The organism is Martelella sp. K41-7 (assembly GCF_055808365.1).
In genome coordinates, this window is sequence record NZ_CM147867.1 from 2,501 (window position 1) to 20,321 (window position 17,821).

13 protein-coding genes, 1 tRNA gene, 2 rRNA genes and 1 pseudogene are annotated in these 17,821 nt (G+C 57.8%); 10 read left to right on the plus strand and 7 right to left on the minus strand.

Annotated features, from left to right (window positions below):
- Positions 1–396 precede the first annotated feature (396 nt).
- The 3 genes from AC0L7L_RS00020 to AC0L7L_RS00030 all read left to right on the plus strand — a co-directional run bounded on the left by AC0L7L_RS00020 (position 397) and on the right by AC0L7L_RS00030 (position 3,993).
- Positions 397–3,195: ribosomal RNA gene (locus AC0L7L_RS00020) — 23S ribosomal RNA — on the plus strand.
- 375 nt (positions 3,196–3,570) lie between these two features.
- A 5S ribosomal RNA gene (gene rrf, locus AC0L7L_RS00025) occupies positions 3,571–3,686 on the plus strand.
- 230 nt (positions 3,687–3,916) lie between these two features.
- Positions 3,917–3,993 (plus strand) — tRNA-Met (locus AC0L7L_RS00030).
- A 336-nt stretch (positions 3,994–4,329) separates the two neighbouring features.
- On the opposite strand, the pseudogene AC0L7L_RS00035 reads toward AC0L7L_RS00030, so the two are convergent.
- Positions 4,330–5,194: pseudogene (locus AC0L7L_RS00035) on the minus strand (ISL3 family transposase); the annotation flags it as partial.
- Between the two features lie 64 nt (positions 5,195–5,258).
- Here AC0L7L_RS00035 and AC0L7L_RS00040 point away from each other — a divergent pair.
- Positions 5,259–6,095: an IS5 family transposase gene (locus tag AC0L7L_RS00040; RefSeq protein ID WP_473511068.1), complete on the plus strand. Its 837-nt coding sequence runs from the start codon at positions 5,259–5,261 to the stop codon at positions 6,093–6,095.
- Here the strand turns inward: AC0L7L_RS00040 and AC0L7L_RS00045 are convergent.
- From AC0L7L_RS00045 to AC0L7L_RS00065, 5 genes are all read right to left on the minus strand, one after another.
- Complete coding sequence (locus AC0L7L_RS00045; RefSeq protein WP_473511070.1) at positions 6,090–6,335, minus strand: transposase family protein; 246 nt, start codon at positions 6,333–6,335, stop codon at positions 6,090–6,092. The two genes, AC0L7L_RS00040 and AC0L7L_RS00045, sit on opposite strands and share 6 nt — an antisense overlap.
- A 686-nt stretch (positions 6,336–7,021) precedes the next feature.
- Complete coding sequence (locus AC0L7L_RS00050; protein WP_272209595.1) at positions 7,022–7,702, minus strand: IS630 family transposase; 681 nt, start codon at positions 7,700–7,702, stop codon at positions 7,022–7,024.
- A gap of 458 nt (positions 7,703–8,160) precedes the next feature.
- Positions 8,161–8,583: a hypothetical protein gene (locus tag AC0L7L_RS00055; protein ID WP_473511073.1), complete on the minus strand. Its 423-nt coding sequence runs from the start codon at positions 8,581–8,583 to the stop codon at positions 8,161–8,163.
- Positions 8,584–8,878: 295 nt separating this feature from the next.
- The gene (locus AC0L7L_RS00060) at positions 8,879–10,330 is read right to left on the minus strand and encodes an NAD-dependent succinate-semialdehyde dehydrogenase (RefSeq protein WP_473511075.1); all 1,452 of its coding nucleotides are present in this window, start codon (positions 10,328–10,330) and stop codon (positions 8,879–8,881) included.
- On the minus strand, positions 10,327–11,607 hold the full coding sequence (locus AC0L7L_RS00065) for a 4-aminobutyrate--2-oxoglutarate transaminase (protein ID WP_272209597.1): 1,281 nt from the start codon (positions 11,605–11,607) through the stop codon (positions 10,327–10,329). Before AC0L7L_RS00065 ends, AC0L7L_RS00060 begins: the two co-directional genes overlap by 4 nt.
- Before the next feature lie 146 nt (positions 11,608–11,753).
- Between AC0L7L_RS00065 and AC0L7L_RS00070 the strand changes: the two genes are divergently transcribed.
- Positions 11,754–12,317 (plus strand): cupin domain-containing protein, encoded by a 564-nt coding sequence (locus AC0L7L_RS00070; RefSeq protein WP_272209598.1) that lies wholly within the window; start codon positions 11,754–11,756, stop codon positions 12,315–12,317.
- 2 nt (positions 12,318–12,319) lie between these two features.
- On the opposite strand, the gene AC0L7L_RS00075 is transcribed toward AC0L7L_RS00070, so the two are convergent.
- The gene (locus AC0L7L_RS00075) at positions 12,320–13,219 is read right to left on the minus strand and encodes a LysR family transcriptional regulator (protein ID WP_272209599.1); all 900 of its coding nucleotides are present in this window, start codon (positions 13,217–13,219) and stop codon (positions 12,320–12,322) included.
- A gap of 348 nt (positions 13,220–13,567) precedes the next feature.
- On the opposite strand from AC0L7L_RS00075, the gene AC0L7L_RS00080 reads away from it, so the two are divergent.
- From AC0L7L_RS00080 to AC0L7L_RS00100, 5 genes are read left to right on the plus strand one after another with little or no spacing between them, the layout of a single operon-like run.
- Positions 13,568–14,332 (plus strand): 5-oxoprolinase subunit PxpA, encoded by a 765-nt coding sequence (locus AC0L7L_RS00080; RefSeq protein ID WP_473513693.1) that lies wholly within the window; start codon positions 13,568–13,570, stop codon positions 14,330–14,332.
- Complete coding sequence (locus AC0L7L_RS00085) at positions 14,329–14,571, plus strand: acetyl-CoA carboxylase (protein WP_272209601.1); 243 nt, start codon at positions 14,329–14,331, stop codon at positions 14,569–14,571. Before AC0L7L_RS00080 ends, AC0L7L_RS00085 begins: the two co-directional genes overlap by 4 nt.
- Entirely contained in the window at positions 14,568–15,968 is a 1,401-nt protein-coding gene (locus tag AC0L7L_RS00090) for an acetyl-CoA carboxylase biotin carboxylase subunit (RefSeq protein WP_272209602.1), read from the plus strand. Before AC0L7L_RS00085 ends, AC0L7L_RS00090 begins: the two co-directional genes overlap by 4 nt.
- Complete coding sequence (locus tag AC0L7L_RS00095; RefSeq protein ID WP_272209603.1) at positions 15,965–16,840, plus strand: 5-oxoprolinase subunit B family protein; 876 nt, start codon at positions 15,965–15,967, stop codon at positions 16,838–16,840. Before AC0L7L_RS00090 ends, AC0L7L_RS00095 begins: the two co-directional genes overlap by 4 nt.
- Positions 16,830–17,801, plus strand: a complete 972-nt coding sequence (locus AC0L7L_RS00100; protein ID WP_473511079.1) for a 5-oxoprolinase subunit C family protein — start codon at positions 16,830–16,832, stop codon at positions 17,799–17,801. Before AC0L7L_RS00095 ends, AC0L7L_RS00100 begins: the two co-directional genes overlap by 11 nt.
- Positions 17,802–17,821: the final 20 nt, after the last annotated feature.

The following is a 17,821-nucleotide window of genomic DNA, read 5'->3' on the forward strand; positions in this document are numbered from 1 at the left end:
ACATTATCTCGAGAAGCTGGTCTAAAAAGACGAATGTCTTTTTAGTTCTTCTATCGCTCACGGATGAGCGGTCCTTTGGACCTATCTTCCGCGGGGGCGCCGGACTTCCGGCGACGCGCGCTTGCGCTACGAGGAACGAAAAGAAGGGCATTCAGTCTTGAAGAAATAAGGCTGCCAACTTTGTTGAGTTGGTGGTCAGATCGTGTTGATGGCATTGGCCGGGGTTATACAAAAGGCCCGGTGATTGCTCTTACAAAGCATGCAAAAGACGTTGCGAGGAACTTCCCGTAGGGCGCAAGCCCGTCGGCGACCGTTCGCCGCCCCGTCCGGAGCGAAGCAAACCGCAAGGTTTGTGGCAGCGTGAGGACATAAAAGATGGACATCAGCAATGAGAACGATCAAGTGAATTAAGGGCATTTGGTGGATGCCTTGGCATGCACAGGCGATGAAGGACGTGATACGCTGCGAAAAGCCGTGGGGAGCTGCGAATAAGCTTTGATCCATGGATATCCGAATGGGGAAACCCACCTTAGATATCTAGAAAATTTAAGGTGTTCTTTGGAACATCTTATCTTTCTAGATATCGTTACAAGGTATCTTACCCTGAATACATAGGGGTAAGAAGCGAACGCGGGGAACTGAAACATCTAAGTACCCGTAGGAAAGGACATCAATTGAGACTCCGCAAGTAGTGGCGAGCGAACGCGGATGAGGCCAGTGGCAATGATGAATAAAGCAGAACAGGTTGGGAAGCCTGGCATTATGGGTGATAGCCCCGTATGCGTATAACAATCATTGTCCTTGAGTAGGGCGGGACACGTGAAATCCTGTTTGAACATGGGGCGACCACGCTCCAAGCCTAAGTACTCGTGCATGACCGATAGCGAACAAGTACCGTGAGGGAAAGGTGAAAAGCACCCCGACAAGGGGAGTGAAACAGATCCTGAAACCGGATGCCTACAAGCAGTCGAAGCCCGCAAGGGTGACGGCGTACCTTTTGTATAATGGGTCAACGACTTAGTGTAACTAGCAAGCTTAAGCCGATAGGTGTAGGCGCAGCGAAAGCGAGTCTTAATAGGGCGTTTTAGTTAGTTGCATTAGACCCGAAACCGAGTGATCTAGCCATGAGCAGGTTGAAGGTTGGGTAACACCAACTGGAGGACCGAACCCATATCTGTTGCAATAGATCGGGATGACTTGTGGCTAGGGGTGAAAGGCCAATCAAACTCGGAGATAGCTGGTTCTCTGCGAAAACTATTTAGGTAGTGCGTTGAATTTATACCTTCGGGGGTAGAGCACTGGATGGGCTATGGGGACTCACCGTCTTACTGATCCTAACCAAACTGCGAATACCGAAGAGTACTGTTCAGCAGACACACGGCGGGTGCTAACGTCCGTCGTGGAAAGGGCAACAACCCTGACCTCCAGCTAAGGTCCCCAAGTCATGGCTAAGTGGGAAAGGATGTGAGGATCCCAAAACAACCAGGATGTTGGCTTAGAAGCAGCCATCATTTAAAGAAAGCGTAACAGCTCACTGGTCTAAATAAGGGTCTTTGCGCCGAAAATGTACCGGGGCTCAAGCCATGCACCGAAGCTGAGGATGTACACGCAAGTGTACGTGGTAGCAGAGCGTTCCGTAGGCTGATGAAGGGAGACCCGTGAGGGCTCCTGGAGGTATCGGAAGTGCGAATGTTGACATGAGTAACGATAAAGGGAGTGAGAGACTCCCTCGCCGAAAGACCAAGGGTTCCTGCTTAAAGTTAATCTGAGCAGGGTTAGCCGGCCCCTAAGACGAGGCGGAAACGCGTAGTCGATGGGAACCACGTTAATATTCGTGGGCCAGGTGGTAGTGACGGATTGCACAAATTGTAAGGTCTTATTGGATTGATCTTGCAGTGGAGCGGTTCCAGGAAATAGCTCCACCATGAGACCGTACCCGAAACCGACACAGGTGGTCAGGTAGAGTATACCAAGGCGCTTGAGAGAACTGCGTTGAAGGAACTCGGCAAATTGCACGCGTAACTTCGGAAGAAGCGTGACCTCTTGGTACGCAAGTATTAAGAGGTGGCACAGACCAGGGGGTAGCGACTGTTTATCAAAAACACAGGGCTCTGCGAAGTCTTTAAGACGACGTATAGGGTCTGACGCCTGCCCGGTGCTGGAAGGTTAAAAGGAGATGTGCAAGCATTGAATTGAAGCCCCAGTAAACGGCGGCCGTAACTATAACGGTCCTAAGGTAGCGAAATTCCTTGTCGGGTAAGTTCCGACCTGCACGAATGGCGTAACGACTTCCCCGCTGTCTCCAACGCAGACTCAGTGAAATTGAATTCCCCGTGAAGATGCGGGGTTCCTGCGGTCAGACGGAAAGACCCCGTGCACCTTTACTATAGCTTTACACTGGCATTTACCAAGACATGTGTAGGATAGGTGGTAGGCTTTGAAGCAGGGACGCCAGTTCTTGTGGAGCCATCCTTGAAATACCACCCTTATCTTCGTGGATGTCTAACCGCGGTCCGTTATCCGGACCCGGGACAGTGTATGGTGGGTAGTTTGACTGGGGCGGTCGCCTCCTAAAGAGTAACGGAGGCGCGCGATGGTGGGCTCAGACCGGTCGGAAATCGGTCGTCGAGTGCAATGGCATAAGCCCGCCTGACTGCGAGACTGACAAGTCGAGCAGAGACGAAAGTCGGTCATAGTGATCCGGTGGTCCCGCGTGGAAGGGCCATCGCTCAACGGATAAAAGGTACGCCGGGGATAACAGGCTGATGACCCCCAAGAGTCCATATCGACGGGGTTGTTTGGCACCTCGATGTCGGCTCATCGCATCCTGGGGCTGGAGCAGGTCCCAAGGGTTTGGCTGTTCGCCAATTAAAGCGGTACGTGAGCTGGGTTCAGAACGTCGTGAGACAGTTCGGTCCCTATCTGCCGTGGGTGTAGGAATATTGACAGGATCTGTCCCTAGTACGAGAGGACCGGGATGGACGTATCTCTGGTGGACCTGTTGTGGCGCCAGCCGCATAGCAGGGTAGCTATATACGGAATGGATAACCGCTGAAGGCATCTAAGCGGGAAACCAACCTGAAAACGAGTGTTCCCTATCAGAGCCGTTGTAGACGACAACGTTGATAGGCCGGGTGTGGAAGTGCGGCAACGCATGAAGCTTACCGGTACTAATCGCTCGATCGACTTGATCGTTCTCATTGTTCATGTTCATCGACAACGTCGATGAACACGATCTTTATCGCTCGCGGGTCGCACCGCGCATCTGACGATGCGCTGACCCTGCGCGGGCGCGCTGAGCGACGCACTAGCGTGCTACGGGGAAGTCCCTCGATAGTCACTGCTACGCTGCTGTCCTGAAGCGCAACACAATAACAGACCTCACGACCTTGTACCCCAACCTCTGCTTCGCGGCGGATGGGACACGAAGCCCAAAAGGCTTCGCAAGGCCGACCGGCCGCCGGCGCTGATGCGCCGCCCCGTCCGGAGCGAAGCGATCAAAGATCGCGACAGCGTGAGGGCACATATAAAAAGCCCAGCTTCTCGACACAATATGCTGCACTTCGCTGACCTGGTGGTTATGGCGGGGCCCTTAACACCCGTTCCCATTCCGAACACGGCCGTGAAATGCCCCTGCGCTGATGGTACTTTGTCTTAAGGCACGGGAGAGTAAGTCGCTGCCAGGTCTGCAAAATGCACCATATTGATCTTCTCAAAACAGCAAACGGCGACTGCCGATATCAAGCCGCCGTAAAGGGCGGCTTTTTTTGTGGCCGCTGAAAACATGAAATAACGAAAGGGCAGAGCAGCCCCGTCGAACCGCAGAAGGCACAAGCCTTCGAGCACCGACAAAAAATAATCCCGGTAGGGAAAGACCGCAAAGTCTTCCACCATAAAACCGGTAGCTCAGAGATAACGCGGGGTGGAGCAGCCCGGTAGCTCGTCAGGCTCATAACCTGAAGGCCGCAGGTTCAAATCCTGCCCCCGCAACCAAATCCGTTTTATAAATTATATCAAAGGCCTCGCCGGGTAACAGCGACGCCTTTTGGCCGTTTTATCCGAAACACCCGTCGCAAGATGCAGCAACCCCACAATCGCACCATAGAGATCAATATCCAGCCCCGTTCGTCTGCCGATGGCCTCACAACAATCCTCTCGATCAGACCACGCAGCGCTTCCTTCGTCCCCAGCATCGCTCAGCCCAGCAATGAGCTCTGTAACCTGCTCGCGATAGCGTGCCGCCATCGACGGGTGGAACAGGACCGGCTCCGGTGCCTCGATTGATGCAAGTTGGTGTTCAAGAGCCTTGCGGCGGCGATCGAGGTCGTTCAGCCGAAGCTGCCGCCATAGTTCAGCGCTGTTTCGTAATCCGGCGTCCCATTGCGCCTCAAGCCACGGCAGATGCGGTTCCAGCGAGCTCTGGCGGGCACGGAAGATGTCTGTGCGCTGACCGCGAACAACGCTGCGGACCAGCTTACGGCTGTGCCCGGTTCTGCGAACGATTTCCTTGATGGACGCACCATCGCTGACGAACTTCCGGATAACGGCATTGGCTTCCTCACGCCGCAGGTAACCCTCGTATTGCAAACGCTCGGCGGAAATCAGGAGTTTCGTCTTAACGGTTGCTGTGCCAATCACCATACGCACCTGTCGCATCGATTTGCGAACGGCGTCGAGAAAGGCCTGGCTGGCGTTTTCCATCAGGTGCCAACGGTCGGCAACCTGTTCTGCGTGTGGTAGGGCGTGCACGGCAGCCTGAGCATATCCGCCGCCGCGGTCTCGTGCCACGATCTCGATTTGGGGTTGTTTAACGAGCCAGGCCTTTGCGGTCGCCGGTTCCGGTCAGGCAACAATGCGATTGTTTTTCGCCGTTGAAGGTCGTGAATGATCGTACCGTATCGATGATTGCGACGCCACGCCCAGTCATCGATACCGATGACGCTCGGTGGTATTGGTGGCGGGCGGTCATAACAGTTCTCAACAGCATATCATTGCTGATCGGAAACCCAAGACGTTCCGCAATCCGCGCTGCCGGACGACCACCCAATGCAAGAGCAAGATGGCGAACCAGGGTCTCAAGACGCGCTGTCCGCCGCGCCATCGGGCGGACCACTTTGTCGCTGAAGCGCTCGGCGAAAATCTTTCGGTGGCAATGGGCCGCAATACAGACGAAGCGTCTCAGAGCCCGATTTAAAAGTTGTTGAGTGATATCAGAAGGATGTGATTCAACCACCTCTGCCAAGAACGTGGAGGATCGCATGCCCTGGAATGATATCACCCGCCTGCAGCATAACCGGGATCGCCTTCGCTATCCAACCGATTTGACGGACCGTGAGTGGGCTGTAATTGCTCCACTGATACCGCTGGCCAAGCCCGGCGGGCGGCCACGGAAAACGAATATGAGGGAAGTGGTGAACGCGATCCTTTATATTGCGGGCAGCGGCAGTCAATGGCGGGCTCTGCCGAAGGACTTCCCTCCGGTCTCCACGGTGCGAGGCTATTTCTATGGCTGGCGCGACATCGGCCTTTGGCAGACCATCAATCATCTGCTCGTCTGCGCTACGCGCGAACTGGAGGGGCGCGAGGCCTCGCCCACAGCCGGTGTCATCGACAGCCAGAGTGTCAAGACCACCGAAAGCGGCGGGGTTTCGGGCTACGACGCCGGCAAGAAGATCAAGGGCCGCAAGCGCCACATCATCACCGATACGATCGGGCTGATGCTGTTCGCGCATGTCCATGCTGCCGATATCCAGGACCGCGACGGTGCGCCCGATGTCCTGAAAGCCATCCGCTACCGTTTCCCCTGGTTGCGCCATGTCTTCGCAGATGGCGGCTATGCCGGGCAGAAGTTGCGAAAAGCGCTGCGCGGATGCGGCCAATGGAACCTTGAAATCATCAAGCGCTCCGACATAGCGAAAGGCTTTGAGGTTCTGCCCCGCCGATGGGTGGTGGAGCGCACCTTCGGCTGGTTCGGACGATGCCGTCGGTTGGCCAAAGATTGGGAAAAGTCCATCGCAAGCGCCACAGCATGGGTCAACATCGCCAGCATCAGGGTGATGACCAGACGCCTCGCACGATATTGTTTCCCATCATGAACTTTTGAATCCGGCTCTAACGGTCAGGTGCAATTCTATCTGCCGCCCGGAACACGGCAGATCGGCCATCGTCCGATGATAGCGGCTGTGAACACGAAGGGACACCGTCCCGCATAGAGGACATGAGCTACCCCGCGAGGCGGCGTGTGCGCAGACCACGATCACTGTGGCGTCTTCGCGTATCGTCTCCACAATAAATTCGGCTGGGATCAGGTCAGAAAAACGGAATTGGGCTCGCATGGCTTTGTTTCTCCATCGAAAACAATGCCAGTTGAAACCCAAACATCATCGAAAATGAGTCAGAGCCCAAAACGAATCCCGTCTGATCGTCCGGGAGTAATGTGGGCGAGTGCGACCAAGTTCGGAAGGGCATTGGCTGTAAAGCACGAGGGTGAGATACGCAGGCGTCACCCGGATGCTAAGCCCGGAAACCCTTTGACCAATCCCCGGATGGTCAGAATTGCCCTGCAGTCTGAGTTTCATGAGTTCTTTGAATCAGCGAATGGTGTACCGCTTACACCCAAAGCGCTGAAAGAATCTCGAGAACGGGACCGCCTTGGAAACGAGGCTTACAAAAAAATCGAGGAGGAAACAGCGCGACAGACCGCGCAGCGTGACGAACTGAAATGTGCGTCGATTTGAAAATATGACTTCGGTGATCGCTAAGCTTCTAGGTGCACGGGTAGGCGAGAAGAGTTCCGGGACGCTCAACAGCATTCGGATGTCAATAGTCAAAGCTCGACAGCAGCCAAATGCTTCGGATAATGAGTTTGGCCCATTCATGTGATGACCGAAGAGCTGTGTTGATTTTTCCTCGGCTGCCTGAGAAGGCAGCATGCTGTCTATGGTGGGGAAGAGGCAGTCGGGAACTCTGGATCAGAAACTCTGAAATCCCTTCGTAAGGGGTTAATACCAATCGTCATTGATCAGAACTCTTGTGCCCATTTGCGTCTACCGATCGACATTATGTTCCATGGTCGGTCCTGGAGTGTTCTGCAGGCGTAGCAGCAGTGGTCGACGATATCCTCGTAGGACTTGAAGGCGCGGTTTGAGAGCCAGTTGTTCCTCATGAACTGCCAGATGTTTTCGACCGGGTTCAGTTCGGGTGATTTGGGCGGCAGTGGCAGGATGGTTATGTTTTCAGGAACGACGAGATTGTTGGACATGTGCCATCCGGCCTGATCCATGATGAGGACGGCGTGAGCGTTTTCGGCGACATTGCGGGATATCTCGATCAGATGCTGGTTCATGGCATAGGTGTCACACCACGGCATGACGAGAGCTGCGGCCTTGCCGTGCCTGGGGCAGATCGCGCCGAAGATATAGGCCGATCGGGTTCGCTGATCGTTGTTCAGGAGAGAAGGCTTGCCCGGAGCCTTGCCGTTGATCAGGCCGTCGGGTCCGCGAGCATTGAAGCGCACCACCCAGTCGCGCACGATCTGAACCGTAACGCTGCCGAGCCGGGCGGCATCGCCGCGTGATCCGCCATCATAGATCGATGCAAGCGCGAGGAGACGCCGGGCCTGGTCGGCATTGCGTGTCTGCCGAGCCAGAAGCCGCAACTCCGCCCCGTTGAAATCTGTCCGAAGAGAAATCGCTGAACCCATCGCAAACCTCCTGTTTGCACCATCGATTCAGATTCGTCGCATTTTTGGAAGCCCGAGAGTCAGAATTATTGAAGTCTGGTATAACCCCTTAACCCCATCCCGTCTCCGACCAGATTCAATCACTGAAGAAAAAGTTAGGGAGGAGGGGAGGAAGCTTATTGCATCTAGCAAGGGCCTCATGTGGCGTTTGATGATACCTTTGGAAATACGGTCGAAGACTGCCTGTCGACTGTGATGTTACACAACCCGCAGACCCTCAAATTAAATGTGAGATGTAAGGGGGGCAGGTCAAGGGGACCAGGAACTGAGAACGGGTAATGCGCACAGCTTTTCCATGACCTCCTGACTTGTCTGTGAAAGGTCGATGGTCACGAACCGAACACAATGACCTTGGATCAAAGCTGTCTCATCCAGGTCCACCCCGATGGATGGGTAAAGCAACATGCCGTCAGCAGAAATCAACAGGCGTCATTATAGAGTGTTTCAGTGTCGCCTTCACTCAATGTGGTTTCGGAAACCCAGTATTCGATGATCGGCTCAGCCAGCGTTGCGAAAGCCGCTTTTGCCGCGACATCCGGCTTGATGATTGCGCCGCCGGCTGCGACCACGCCGTCGCGCACCTGGCCAAACAGGTCCCGCTGTTTTCCACCCAGTTGCATCGAAGGGTATATCTGGATCTCGAGCGAGCTGTTCGATGCTTCGGTGACCGCCTCGGCCCAGGGGTCGAGAAACTTAACATGGGCGGCTGAGCGCGGCGAGTTGAAGTGATGAAGACGCAGGACCTCCTGCGCGAATGCCGGTGCCATCTGAATGGCGGCGATGGAGCATCCGGCGGCAATCGCCAGCAGCCCGCGGTGCGTGAGAGCTTTAATTGTGTGCATTTTTCCCTCTGTGGTTTGCTTTGACCTCGCCTGTCGTGATGAACACCGGGGTCTTCCACCTTTTCAGCCGGGGCTTTCTGCCCCACGATTGAACGCTGGCACGTGCGGACACCATCAACCAGAGCCGCTTATGCGAATACAGTTATGCCGTTTTGCTATGCCCTCCCGTCAGGTCGAAAAATGAGGCTGTGAGCGTTGTGGATGTTTGAAGTATGGGTGCCTATGCCCTGAAACAGCTTCTTTTCATTTGGACGTCTAGGCGAGCCCAGAAAGCAGGTCAAACTGATTGCCCGTTTCATGTTATTCCGCCGAGGCAGAGATACTTGATCTCCAGATAGTCGTCGATCCCGTATTTCGAGCCCTCGCGCCCGAGGCCGGACTGTTTGACGCCCCCGAAGGGGGCTACCTCGGTGGAAATCAGTCCGGTATTGATCCCAACCATGCCGGTTTGAAGCGCCTCGGCCACGCGGAAGACGCGTGCAAGGTCGCGGGCGTAGAAATAGCCGGCGAGGCCGAACTCGCTGTCATTGGCCATCTCGATCACCTCCTCCTCACGCTCGAAGCGGAAGAGCGGCGCGACCGGGCCGAAGGTCTCTTCATGCGCGACCTTCATTTCCTGCGTAACACCGGTCAAGACGGTCGGCTCAAAGAAGGTCGCCCCGAGATTTGAACGGTTGCCGCCCGCAATGACGGTCGCACCATGGCTGACCGCATCGGCGATATGGTCCTCGACCTTGTCCAGCGCCTGCGGGCTGATCAGCGGCCCGACATTGACGCCGTCTGCAAAGCCGTCTCCGACCTTCAGCTCGAGGACCCTGGCCTTCAACTTTTCTGCAAAGGCGTCGTAGACGCCGGACTGGACATAGATGCGGTTGGCGCAGACGCAGGTCTGACCGTTGTTGCGGTATTTGGCGATCATCGTGCCCTCGACCGCCGCATCGAGATCGGCATCGTCGAAGACGATGAACGGGGCATTGCCGCCGAGTTCAAGCGACATCTTCTTGATCGTGTCGGCGCATTGCCGCATCAGGATGCGGCCGACGCGGGTCGAGCCGGTAAACGTGATCTTGGCGACCTTCTCATTGGCGCAGAGTTCTTCGCCGGCCGCGGCGGCATCGGCGCATGGGATGACGTTGAATACACCGGCCGGGATACCGGCGCGCTCGGCAAGCACGGCCATGGCAAGCGCCGAGAGCGGCGTGAGTTCGGCGGGCCGGGCGACGAATGTGCAGCCGGCGGCAAGGGCGGGCGCGACCTTGCGGGCGATCATCGCATTGGGAAAGTTCCACGGCGTGATCGCGCCGACGACGCCGACCGGCTGCTTCTTCACGATGATGCGCTTGTCGCGCTGGTGGCCCGGGATGGTGTCGCCATAGACGCGCTTGGCCTCTTCGCCGAACCATTCGATGAAGCTTGCGCCGTAGAGAATTTCGCCGCGCGCCTCCGGCCATGGCTTGCCCATCTCAGTCGTCAGAATGGTCGCCAGATCGTCGGCGTTCTCGACCATCAGGTCGTACCATTTGCGCAGGAACCCGGCGCGCTCCTTGCCGGTCAGCGCCGCCCAGGCGGGCTTCGCGGCGTGGGCGGCGTCGATCGCTGCGCGGATATCGTCCAAGGAAAGATCGGTGATGGCGGCGATCTTCTCGCCCGAGGCCGGATTGAAAACGTCGAAGGTTCTGTCGCACTCAATCCAGGTGCCGTTGATAAAGGCGCGGAGCTCGAGAAGGGACGGGTCTTTCAGCTTCATGCCTGGTTCTCCTTCACGGCGGCAATCGATGCCTCGAGAATATCGACGCCTTCCGCCAGCACCTCTTCCTCGATCGTCAGAGGGGCGAGAAAGCGGATGACATTGCCGTAGACGCCGCAGGTGAGCAGGATCAGGCCGCGGCTTTGCGCTTCCAGCCGCACGGCATTGGTCATGTCCGGGTTCGGCGCGCCGTCTTCCGTCATGAACTCGATGGCCACCATGAAGCCGGGGCCGCGGATTTCGGCAATCTCGGGCGTGGTTGCGCGGATCGCCTCAAGCCGTTGCTTGAGGTAGGAGCCGAGCCGGTTGGCGCGGTTGCAGAGGTCTTCCTCTGCGATCACGTCCAGCACGGCATTGGCGGCGGCGATGGAAAGCGGGTTGCCGCCATAGGTGCCGCCAAGACCGCCGGGGCCCGCCGCATCCATCATCGTCGCCCGTCCGGTGACGGCGGCAAGCGGCAGGCCGCCGCCGATCCCTTTGGCGATGGTCGTCAGATCGGCCGCGACATCATAGGCTTCCATTGCGAAGAGATGCCCGGTGCGGCCGATGCCGGTCTGCACTTCGTCGGCGATCATGACGATACCGTGCTCGTCGCAAAGCGTGCGGATGGCGCGCATCAGGTCCGCGGGCGCCGGATAGAAGCCGCCTTCGCCCTGAACCGGCTCGATGATGATGGCGGCAACGCGGGCCGGATCGAGATCGGTCTTGAACAGGCTTTTCAGCGCCTTCAGGCTGTCCTCGGCGGAGGTCGCGTGCAATTCGGCCGGGTAGGGGATGTGGTAGACATCCGGCATCATCGGGCCGAAGCCGGTCTTGTAGGGCGCGACCTTGCCGGTCAGCGACAGGGTCATGAAGGTACGGCCATGAAACCCGCCATTGAAGGCAATCACGGCGGAGCGACCGGTGGCGGCGCGCGCGACCTTCACCGCATTTTCGACAGCCTCGGCGCCGGTGGTGACGAAGACGGTCTTCTTGTCGAAATCGCCCGGCACGGCCGCATTCAGCCGCTCGGCGAGCCGGATATAATGCTCATAGGGCAGAACCTGGTGGCAGGTATGGGTGAAGCGCTTTAGCTGGTCTTCCACCGCCGCCATGACCTTCGGGTGGCAATGGCCGGTATTGACGACGGCGATGCCAGCGGCAAAGTCGATATAGCGCCGGCCCTCGACATCGAAGACCTCGGCATTCTTTGCGCGATCGACATAAATCTGCGTCTGCATGCCGACGCCGCGGGAGATGGCTGCTTCCCGCCGCGAGGCGATTTCCGAATTCAACATGAGCTGCTCCTGGTTTTGGCGGACCTTGCCGCTGTCTTCGTGGCAGAAGCGTATTTGGCTTTCGATCGGTAAAAAAGTCTGTTTCTTGCTGAAGGCAAGATATTGATTTAATTGATACCGAAGTAGAAATGATGAGGATATGAAGCATGCTCAGCGCTTCACATGACGATATCGAGCTTGGACGGACGCTGAGGGCCGTGCGCGAGCGAGCGAAGCTCTCGCAGCGGGCGCTGGCGAAAAAGGCGAATGTGTCGAGTTCGACCATCTCTTTGATTGAATCCGGCAGGCTTAATCCCTCGGTCGGCTCGTTGAAGCGGATTCTCGAGGGCATTCCGATCGGCCTGTCTGAATTCTTCGCCTTCACGCCGGAGGCCGAGAAGACGGTGTTTTATGCCGCCGAGGAACTGACGGAGATCGGCAAGGCGCGGCTTTCGCTCAAACAGGTGGGCAATTCCGTTGGCCGCGCAATGATGATCCTGAAAGAGACCTACAGGCCAGGTGCCGACACCGGCCGGGTGATGTATCGCCACGAGGGCGAGGAGGGCGGGATCGTGATTTCCGGCCGGATAGAGATCACCGTCGGCGACCAGCGCAAGATATTGGGGCCCGGCGACGCTTACTATTTCGACAGCCGCGAGCCGCATCGCTTCCGCCAGGTGGGGCCGGAAGACTGTGTCATCGTTTCCGCCAGCACGCCGCCGACATTTTGAGGCTAGCTTGGAATATGGAAGGCCTGCCGGAAATAGGAGCGGAAGGCCGACATGGCCGGCGTGAACTCGGCATTCTTCCGCCAGGCAAGCCCGACATCCATGGAAGGGATCGGGTCGCGCAGGTTGATCGTCTCAATGCGCCGGCCCTCGAGCGACCAGGGGCGATGCACCATGTCGGAAAGGATCGCCACACCCTGGCCGTTGGCGACCAGCGAGCGCACGGCCTCGATCGATGAGGTCCTGAGTGTGATCTTCGGCTGAAACGCCGTTCGGCTCCAGTATTTCAGCGAACTGTGCGAGGCTTCGTCCACCGTCAGCATGATGTAGGATTCCTCTGACGTCTCCATCAGTCCAACCGATTCAGTGCTCAAAAGTGGATGGCGGGCCGGCACCCACAGTCGTCTTTCGGAGCTCAGGAGCTTCTCCGTCGTGAGTTCGGTGTTGAGGATGTTCGAAGTCAGCAGAACCGCCATGTCGTAGCGATTTGTGAGCAGGCCTTCCTCGATCGACTCGCGATTGAGCTCGAACAGCTTGATGTCGAGGCCCGGAAAGCGCCGCCGCAGCCGTTCGATGTGGAGCGGCAGGAAGTAGCCGATGACGGTATAGGTTGCGACCACGGTCAGCGTACCGGTCAGCGCTTCGGTATAACTGGTGAGTTGCGTCGCCTCCTCGACCTTCTGCAGGATTTCGTAGGCATGCGACAGGAATTGCCGCCCGGCATCCGTCAGGCTCATGCCGTGGGATGTGCGCTCGAATAGCGTCGCACCGACTGTCTGTTCAAGCTCCTTGATCGCCGTGGTGATCGCCGATTGCGAGATCGAAAGATGAACGGCGGATTGCGAGACTTGGCCCAGTTCTGCGGTCGCCACGAAATAGCGGAGTTGTCTCAGTTTGAATGACATCGGCTGGTTCCCTTCTGATTTTCAGAACATACTGTTTCAGTTTTTTGAATGGCGCGCCCCGGAAGTCGCATGAAAATACTGCTATCGCTCCAAATTCCCGCATTCCACAGGGCCATCGGGCGGATCCGTGACTGCGAGCTCATCCGATGGTCATTCTTTTTTCAGATAATAGTGAACAAGAAATAGAATTTTTCAAATGCCTTTTTCCGTTTTAGCTTTGGTTTTGACGAATTGATAGGCATTGGAAGCTGGCGCACAAATACAGGGCACTATTGTCCGCTGTAGGTCGGCCTTCGGAAATCAGGGAGTGCGGTTTTGCAGCGCGAGGTTGTCGACATCAATTGTGACATGGGCGAGTCCTACGGTCGCTGGCAGATCGGGGATACCGATGACGCGCAGCTTATGGAGTTCATCACGTCCGCCAATATCGCCACGGGTTTCCATGCCAGCGATCCGAACCTGATGGACCAGACGGTGCGCATGGCCGTGGAGCACGGCGTCGGCGTCGGTGCCCATCCCGGCTATAACGATCTTCAGGGCTTCGGTCGCCGAAAGATCGACGGCACGGCGAAGGAACTGGTCAACGATATCATCTATCAGGTCGGCGCATTGCGCGAGTTCACCCGCCGCCATGGCGCCATGCTCCAGCATGTGAAGCCGCATGGCGCGCTCTACATGGAGATGGCGGTCAATGCCGAGCTTTCCCACCTGTTTGTCGACTACATGCGCACCGCCGCCCCCAATGTCAGCATTTTCTGCATGAGCGGTTCGGTGACCGAGGCGATTGCGGTGGAGGCTGGCCTGCCGGTTGTGCGTGAGTTTTTCGCCGATCGGGACTATGGCGAGGATGGCCAGATCGTCTTCACCCGCTCCGTTGGCCATCTCGACCCGGAAGCGCTTGCCGCGCGCGCGGTGCGCGCCTGCAAGCAGGGCAAGGTCACGGCGGTGACGGGCCGCGACGTCGACATTCCCTTCGAATCGATCTGCTTTCATTCCGATACGCCCGGTGCGCTCGCCATTGCAAAGGCGCTGCGCGAGGCGCTGATCGCTGCCGGCATCCGTATTTCCCCCGTTTCAGAAATCATAAATGAAAAAATCCGGAGAACAGCATGAGCAAGCTCGAAATTAAGTCGCCACTGCCAGGCACATTCTACCGCAAGCCCTCTCCCGACGCAGCGTCTTTCAAGGAAGATGGCGCGGCTGTCACGGAGAAGGAAACGATCGGGCTTATCGAGGTCATGAAGTCGTTTCACGAAATTTCGGCCGGCGTTGCCGGCGCCAACATCACCTTTCTCGTTGACGACGCCGAACCCGTCATAGCCGGACAGGTGCTGGCAGAGGTTGAGGCATGACCATCCGCTCGATCCTGATTGCCAATCGCGGGGAAATTGCCGTGCGGATCATTCGCGCGGCAAAGGCCCTCGGCATCCGGACGGTGCAGGTTCATTCCGCCGCCGATGCCGATATGCTGGCCGTGAAGCTCGCCGATGAAGCCGTGGATATCGGACCGCCCGCTGCCGCGAAATCCTATTTGAACGTCGAGAAGATCATCGAAGCGGCGAAGGCCGCCGGCGTTGATGCCATTCATCCGGGCTATGGCTTTCTTTCGGAAAATGCCGAGTTCGCCCGCGCCGTCGTTGATGCCGGCATGATCTTCATCGGCCCGTCCGCCGACGCGATCAGCCTTCTCGGCGACAAGGTTGCCGCAAGAAGCGTTGCTGCCAAGGCCGGCGTTCCGACCGTGCCGGGTTCCGACGGGCGCGTTGACGATATCGCGTTGGCGCGCGCGATCATCGAGGAGACGGGCTTTCCGGCAATGATCAAGGCAGCGGCCGGCGGCGGCGGGCGTGGCATCCGCATCGTGGATACGATGGAGGATTTCGAGCGTCAGTTTCCACAGGCGGCGGCGGAAGCGAAAGCGGCCTTCGGCGATGGCGGTCTGTACATCGAAAAGGTCATCACCAAGGCGCGTCATGTTGAAGTCCAGGTGCTCGGCGACGGCGAGAACGCCGTTCATTGCTTCGAGCGCGAGTGCTCGCTGCAGCGCCGCCGCCAGAAGGTCTGGGAAGAAGCGCCATCCTGCCGTCTGCCTGACGATATCCGCAAGGCGCTCTGCGAAAGCGCCGTCGCGCTTGTGAAATCGGTTGGGTACAAAGGTGCAGGTACGGTCGAATATCTCTACGACGAGGACGTCGGTGAATTCTATTTCATCGAGGTCAACACCCGCATCCAGGTCGAGCACCCGGTCACGGAAATGGTCACCGGCATCGATCTCGTTCAGGAGATGATCAGGGTTGCGGGCGGCGAGCGGCTTTCGGTCACGCAGGGCGACATCGCCCTTTCCGGCCACGCCATCGAGTGCCGCATCAATGCGGAAGATTCGGCAAAGGGCTTCATGCCCGCACCCGGCACGGTGACGAAACTTGTCGAGCCGGAAGGCGCGGGCATTCGCTTCGATACCTTCCTCTACGAGGGCTACACGGTGCCGCCGTTCTACGATTCGCTGCTCGGCAAGCTGATCGTGCATGCAGAGAACCGCGAAGACTGCCTGAAGAAGCTCAAGACGGCACTGTCCGGTCTAAAGATCGAAGGGCTTGTGACCACCATTCCGCTGCATCTCGCCCTTTGCCGCGACGATGCGGTCGCGAAAGGCGCCTTTCACACCCGTTTTCTCGAGCCCTGGCTCGAAACGCACTTCAACCCTCAAACCTCTAGCCCGGCCAAAGTCTATGAGGAGGCCTCGTCATGAAGATGCGCTATTCCTTCGGAGGTGACGAACACCTCTTCGTCGAATGCAGCGAGGAAATGTCGCTGGAGGCGTTTTTCCATACGCTGTCGATCACCAACAGGGTTCGTGACGCGAAGATCGAGGGCGTTACCGAGATCTGCCCGGCCAATGCGTCCTTCCAGATCAGGTTCAACCCGGACATCATCCATCCCGATGAAATTCTGCGGCGAGTCCAGGCGATCGAGCTTGCCGACCAGAAATCGGAGCCATTGATCAAGACGCGGATCATCGAAATCCCGGTCTATTACGACGACCCGTGGACGCATGAGACGTTGATGCGCTTCCGCGAGCGTCACCAGGACCCGGAAAGCACCGATCTCGAATATGCAGCGCGGATCAATGACTACAACTCCGTGGCCGATTTCATCGACGCACACTCCGGCGCGCCGTGGATCGTCACCATGGTCGGCTTCGTCTCGGGCCTGCCGTTCATGTACCAGATGGTCGAGCGCCAGCGTCAGATCGAGGTGCCGAAATATCTGCGGCCCCGCACCGATACGCCGAAGCTGACCGTTGGCTATGGCGGCTGCTTTTCCTGCATCTATTCGGTGCGCGGCGCCGGCGGTTACCAGATGTTCGGCATCACCCCGATGCCGATCTATGACCCGACCCAGACGACCAGCTACCTGAAGGACTTCATGGTGTTCTTCAAGCCCGGCGACATCGTCAAGTTCAAGCCGATCGACCGCGCCACCTATGACGCCGAGGTCGAGGCGGTGGAAAACGGCACCTTCGCCCCGCCAATCCGCGAGGTCTCCTTCGACCTCAACGAATTCAACAAGGACATTGACGGCTACAATGCCAAGCTGGAGGGCGTTCTCAATGACCATTAAGGTTCTCCATCCCGGTCTTGCCACCACCGTTCAGGATCTCGGCCGCCCCGGCTATTATCACCTCGGCATTCCCGAAGGTGGTGCCATGGATCGCCTTGCGCTGATTGCCGGAAATCATCTCGTCGGCAATGACGAAGGGGCGGCGGGCCTTGAAGCGGTGTTCATGGGCCCTACGCTTGAATTCACCGAAGATGCCGTGATCGCGGTCACCGGCGCCGAAATGCCGGTGCTGATCGACGAGGAGGAAGTGCCGGGCTGGACGGCGGTCTCCGTCAAGGCCGGGCAGAAGCTCTCCTTCGGTTTTTTAAAGACCGGCGCGCGCATCTATATCGCAGTCGCAGGCGGCATCGATGTTCCGATGGCGCTCGGCAGCCGCTCGACCTATCCGATCGGCGCACTCGGAGGCGTCGAGGGCAGGGCGATTGCTGCCGGTGACGAGCTTCCCGTCGGCACACCAGCGCGCACGGCGGAAATCGGCAAGGAAATCCCCGAGGCTTTGCGCCGCAAGCCGGGAACGCCTGCCAAGCTGCGCGTCCTGCCCGGTCTCTACGATCATCGCATGACGGATGCCTCGCTGGAGTACTTTTTTTCCGATGAATGGAAGGTCGCGCCGGAAGCCGATCGTATGGGTTACCGCTTCCGTGGCGGCCATCCGATCGCGTTTGTCGAACGCGAACAGCCTTTCGGCGCGGGGTCCGATCCTTCGAACATCGTCGATGCCTGCTACCCCTATGGCTCCGTGCAGGTGCCGGGTGGATCGGAGCCGATCGTGCTGCATCGCGATGCCGTTTCCGGCGGCGGCTATTTCATGGTCGGCACGGTGATTTCAGCCGACATGGACCTGATCGGCCAGCTTCAGCCGCACACGCCAACCCGTTTCGTCAAGGTGAACATGGATACCGCCCTGGCCGCCCGGAAAGACCGGGCCGCCCTTATCGAGAAAATCCGGGCGCTTTTTTGAGAAGACCAACTGAACGCTGC

Bases quoted from the DNA above. Each gene is read 5' to 3' on its own strand.
- AC0L7L_RS00040 (WP_473511068.1), top strand. From the start codon at position 5,259: ATGCCCTGGAATGATATCACCCGCCTGCAGCATAACCGGGATCGCCTT.
- AC0L7L_RS00045 (WP_473511070.1), bottom strand. From the start codon at position 6,335: ATGCGAGCCCAATTCCGTTTTTCTGACCTGATCCCAGCCGAATTTATT.
- AC0L7L_RS00050 (WP_272209595.1), bottom strand. From the start codon at position 7,702: ATGGGTTCAGCGATTTCTCTTCGGACAGATTTCAACGGGGCGGAGTTG.
- AC0L7L_RS00055 (WP_473511073.1), bottom strand. From the start codon at position 8,583: ATGCACACAATTAAAGCTCTCACGCACCGCGGGCTGCTGGCGATTGCC.
- AC0L7L_RS00060 (WP_473511075.1), bottom strand. From the start codon at position 10,330: ATGAAGCTGAAAGACCCGTCCCTTCTCGAGCTCCGCGCCTTTATCAAC.
- AC0L7L_RS00065 (WP_272209597.1), bottom strand. From the start codon at position 11,607: ATGTTGAATTCGGAAATCGCCTCGCGGCGGGAAGCAGCCATCTCCCGC.
- AC0L7L_RS00070 (WP_272209598.1), top strand. From the start codon at position 11,754: ATGCTCAGCGCTTCACATGACGATATCGAGCTTGGACGGACGCTGAGG.
- AC0L7L_RS00075 (WP_272209599.1), bottom strand. From the start codon at position 13,219: ATGTCATTCAAACTGAGACAACTCCGCTATTTCGTGGCGACCGCAGAA.
- AC0L7L_RS00080 (WP_473513693.1), top strand. From the start codon at position 13,568: ATGGGCGAGTCCTACGGTCGCTGGCAGATCGGGGATACCGATGACGCG.
- AC0L7L_RS00085 (WP_272209601.1), top strand. From the start codon at position 14,329: ATGAGCAAGCTCGAAATTAAGTCGCCACTGCCAGGCACATTCTACCGC.
- AC0L7L_RS00090 (WP_272209602.1), top strand. From the start codon at position 14,568: ATGACCATCCGCTCGATCCTGATTGCCAATCGCGGGGAAATTGCCGTG.
- AC0L7L_RS00095 (WP_272209603.1), top strand. From the start codon at position 15,965: ATGAAGATGCGCTATTCCTTCGGAGGTGACGAACACCTCTTCGTCGAA.
- AC0L7L_RS00100 (WP_473511079.1), top strand. From the start codon at position 16,830: ATGACCATTAAGGTTCTCCATCCCGGTCTTGCCACCACCGTTCAGGAT.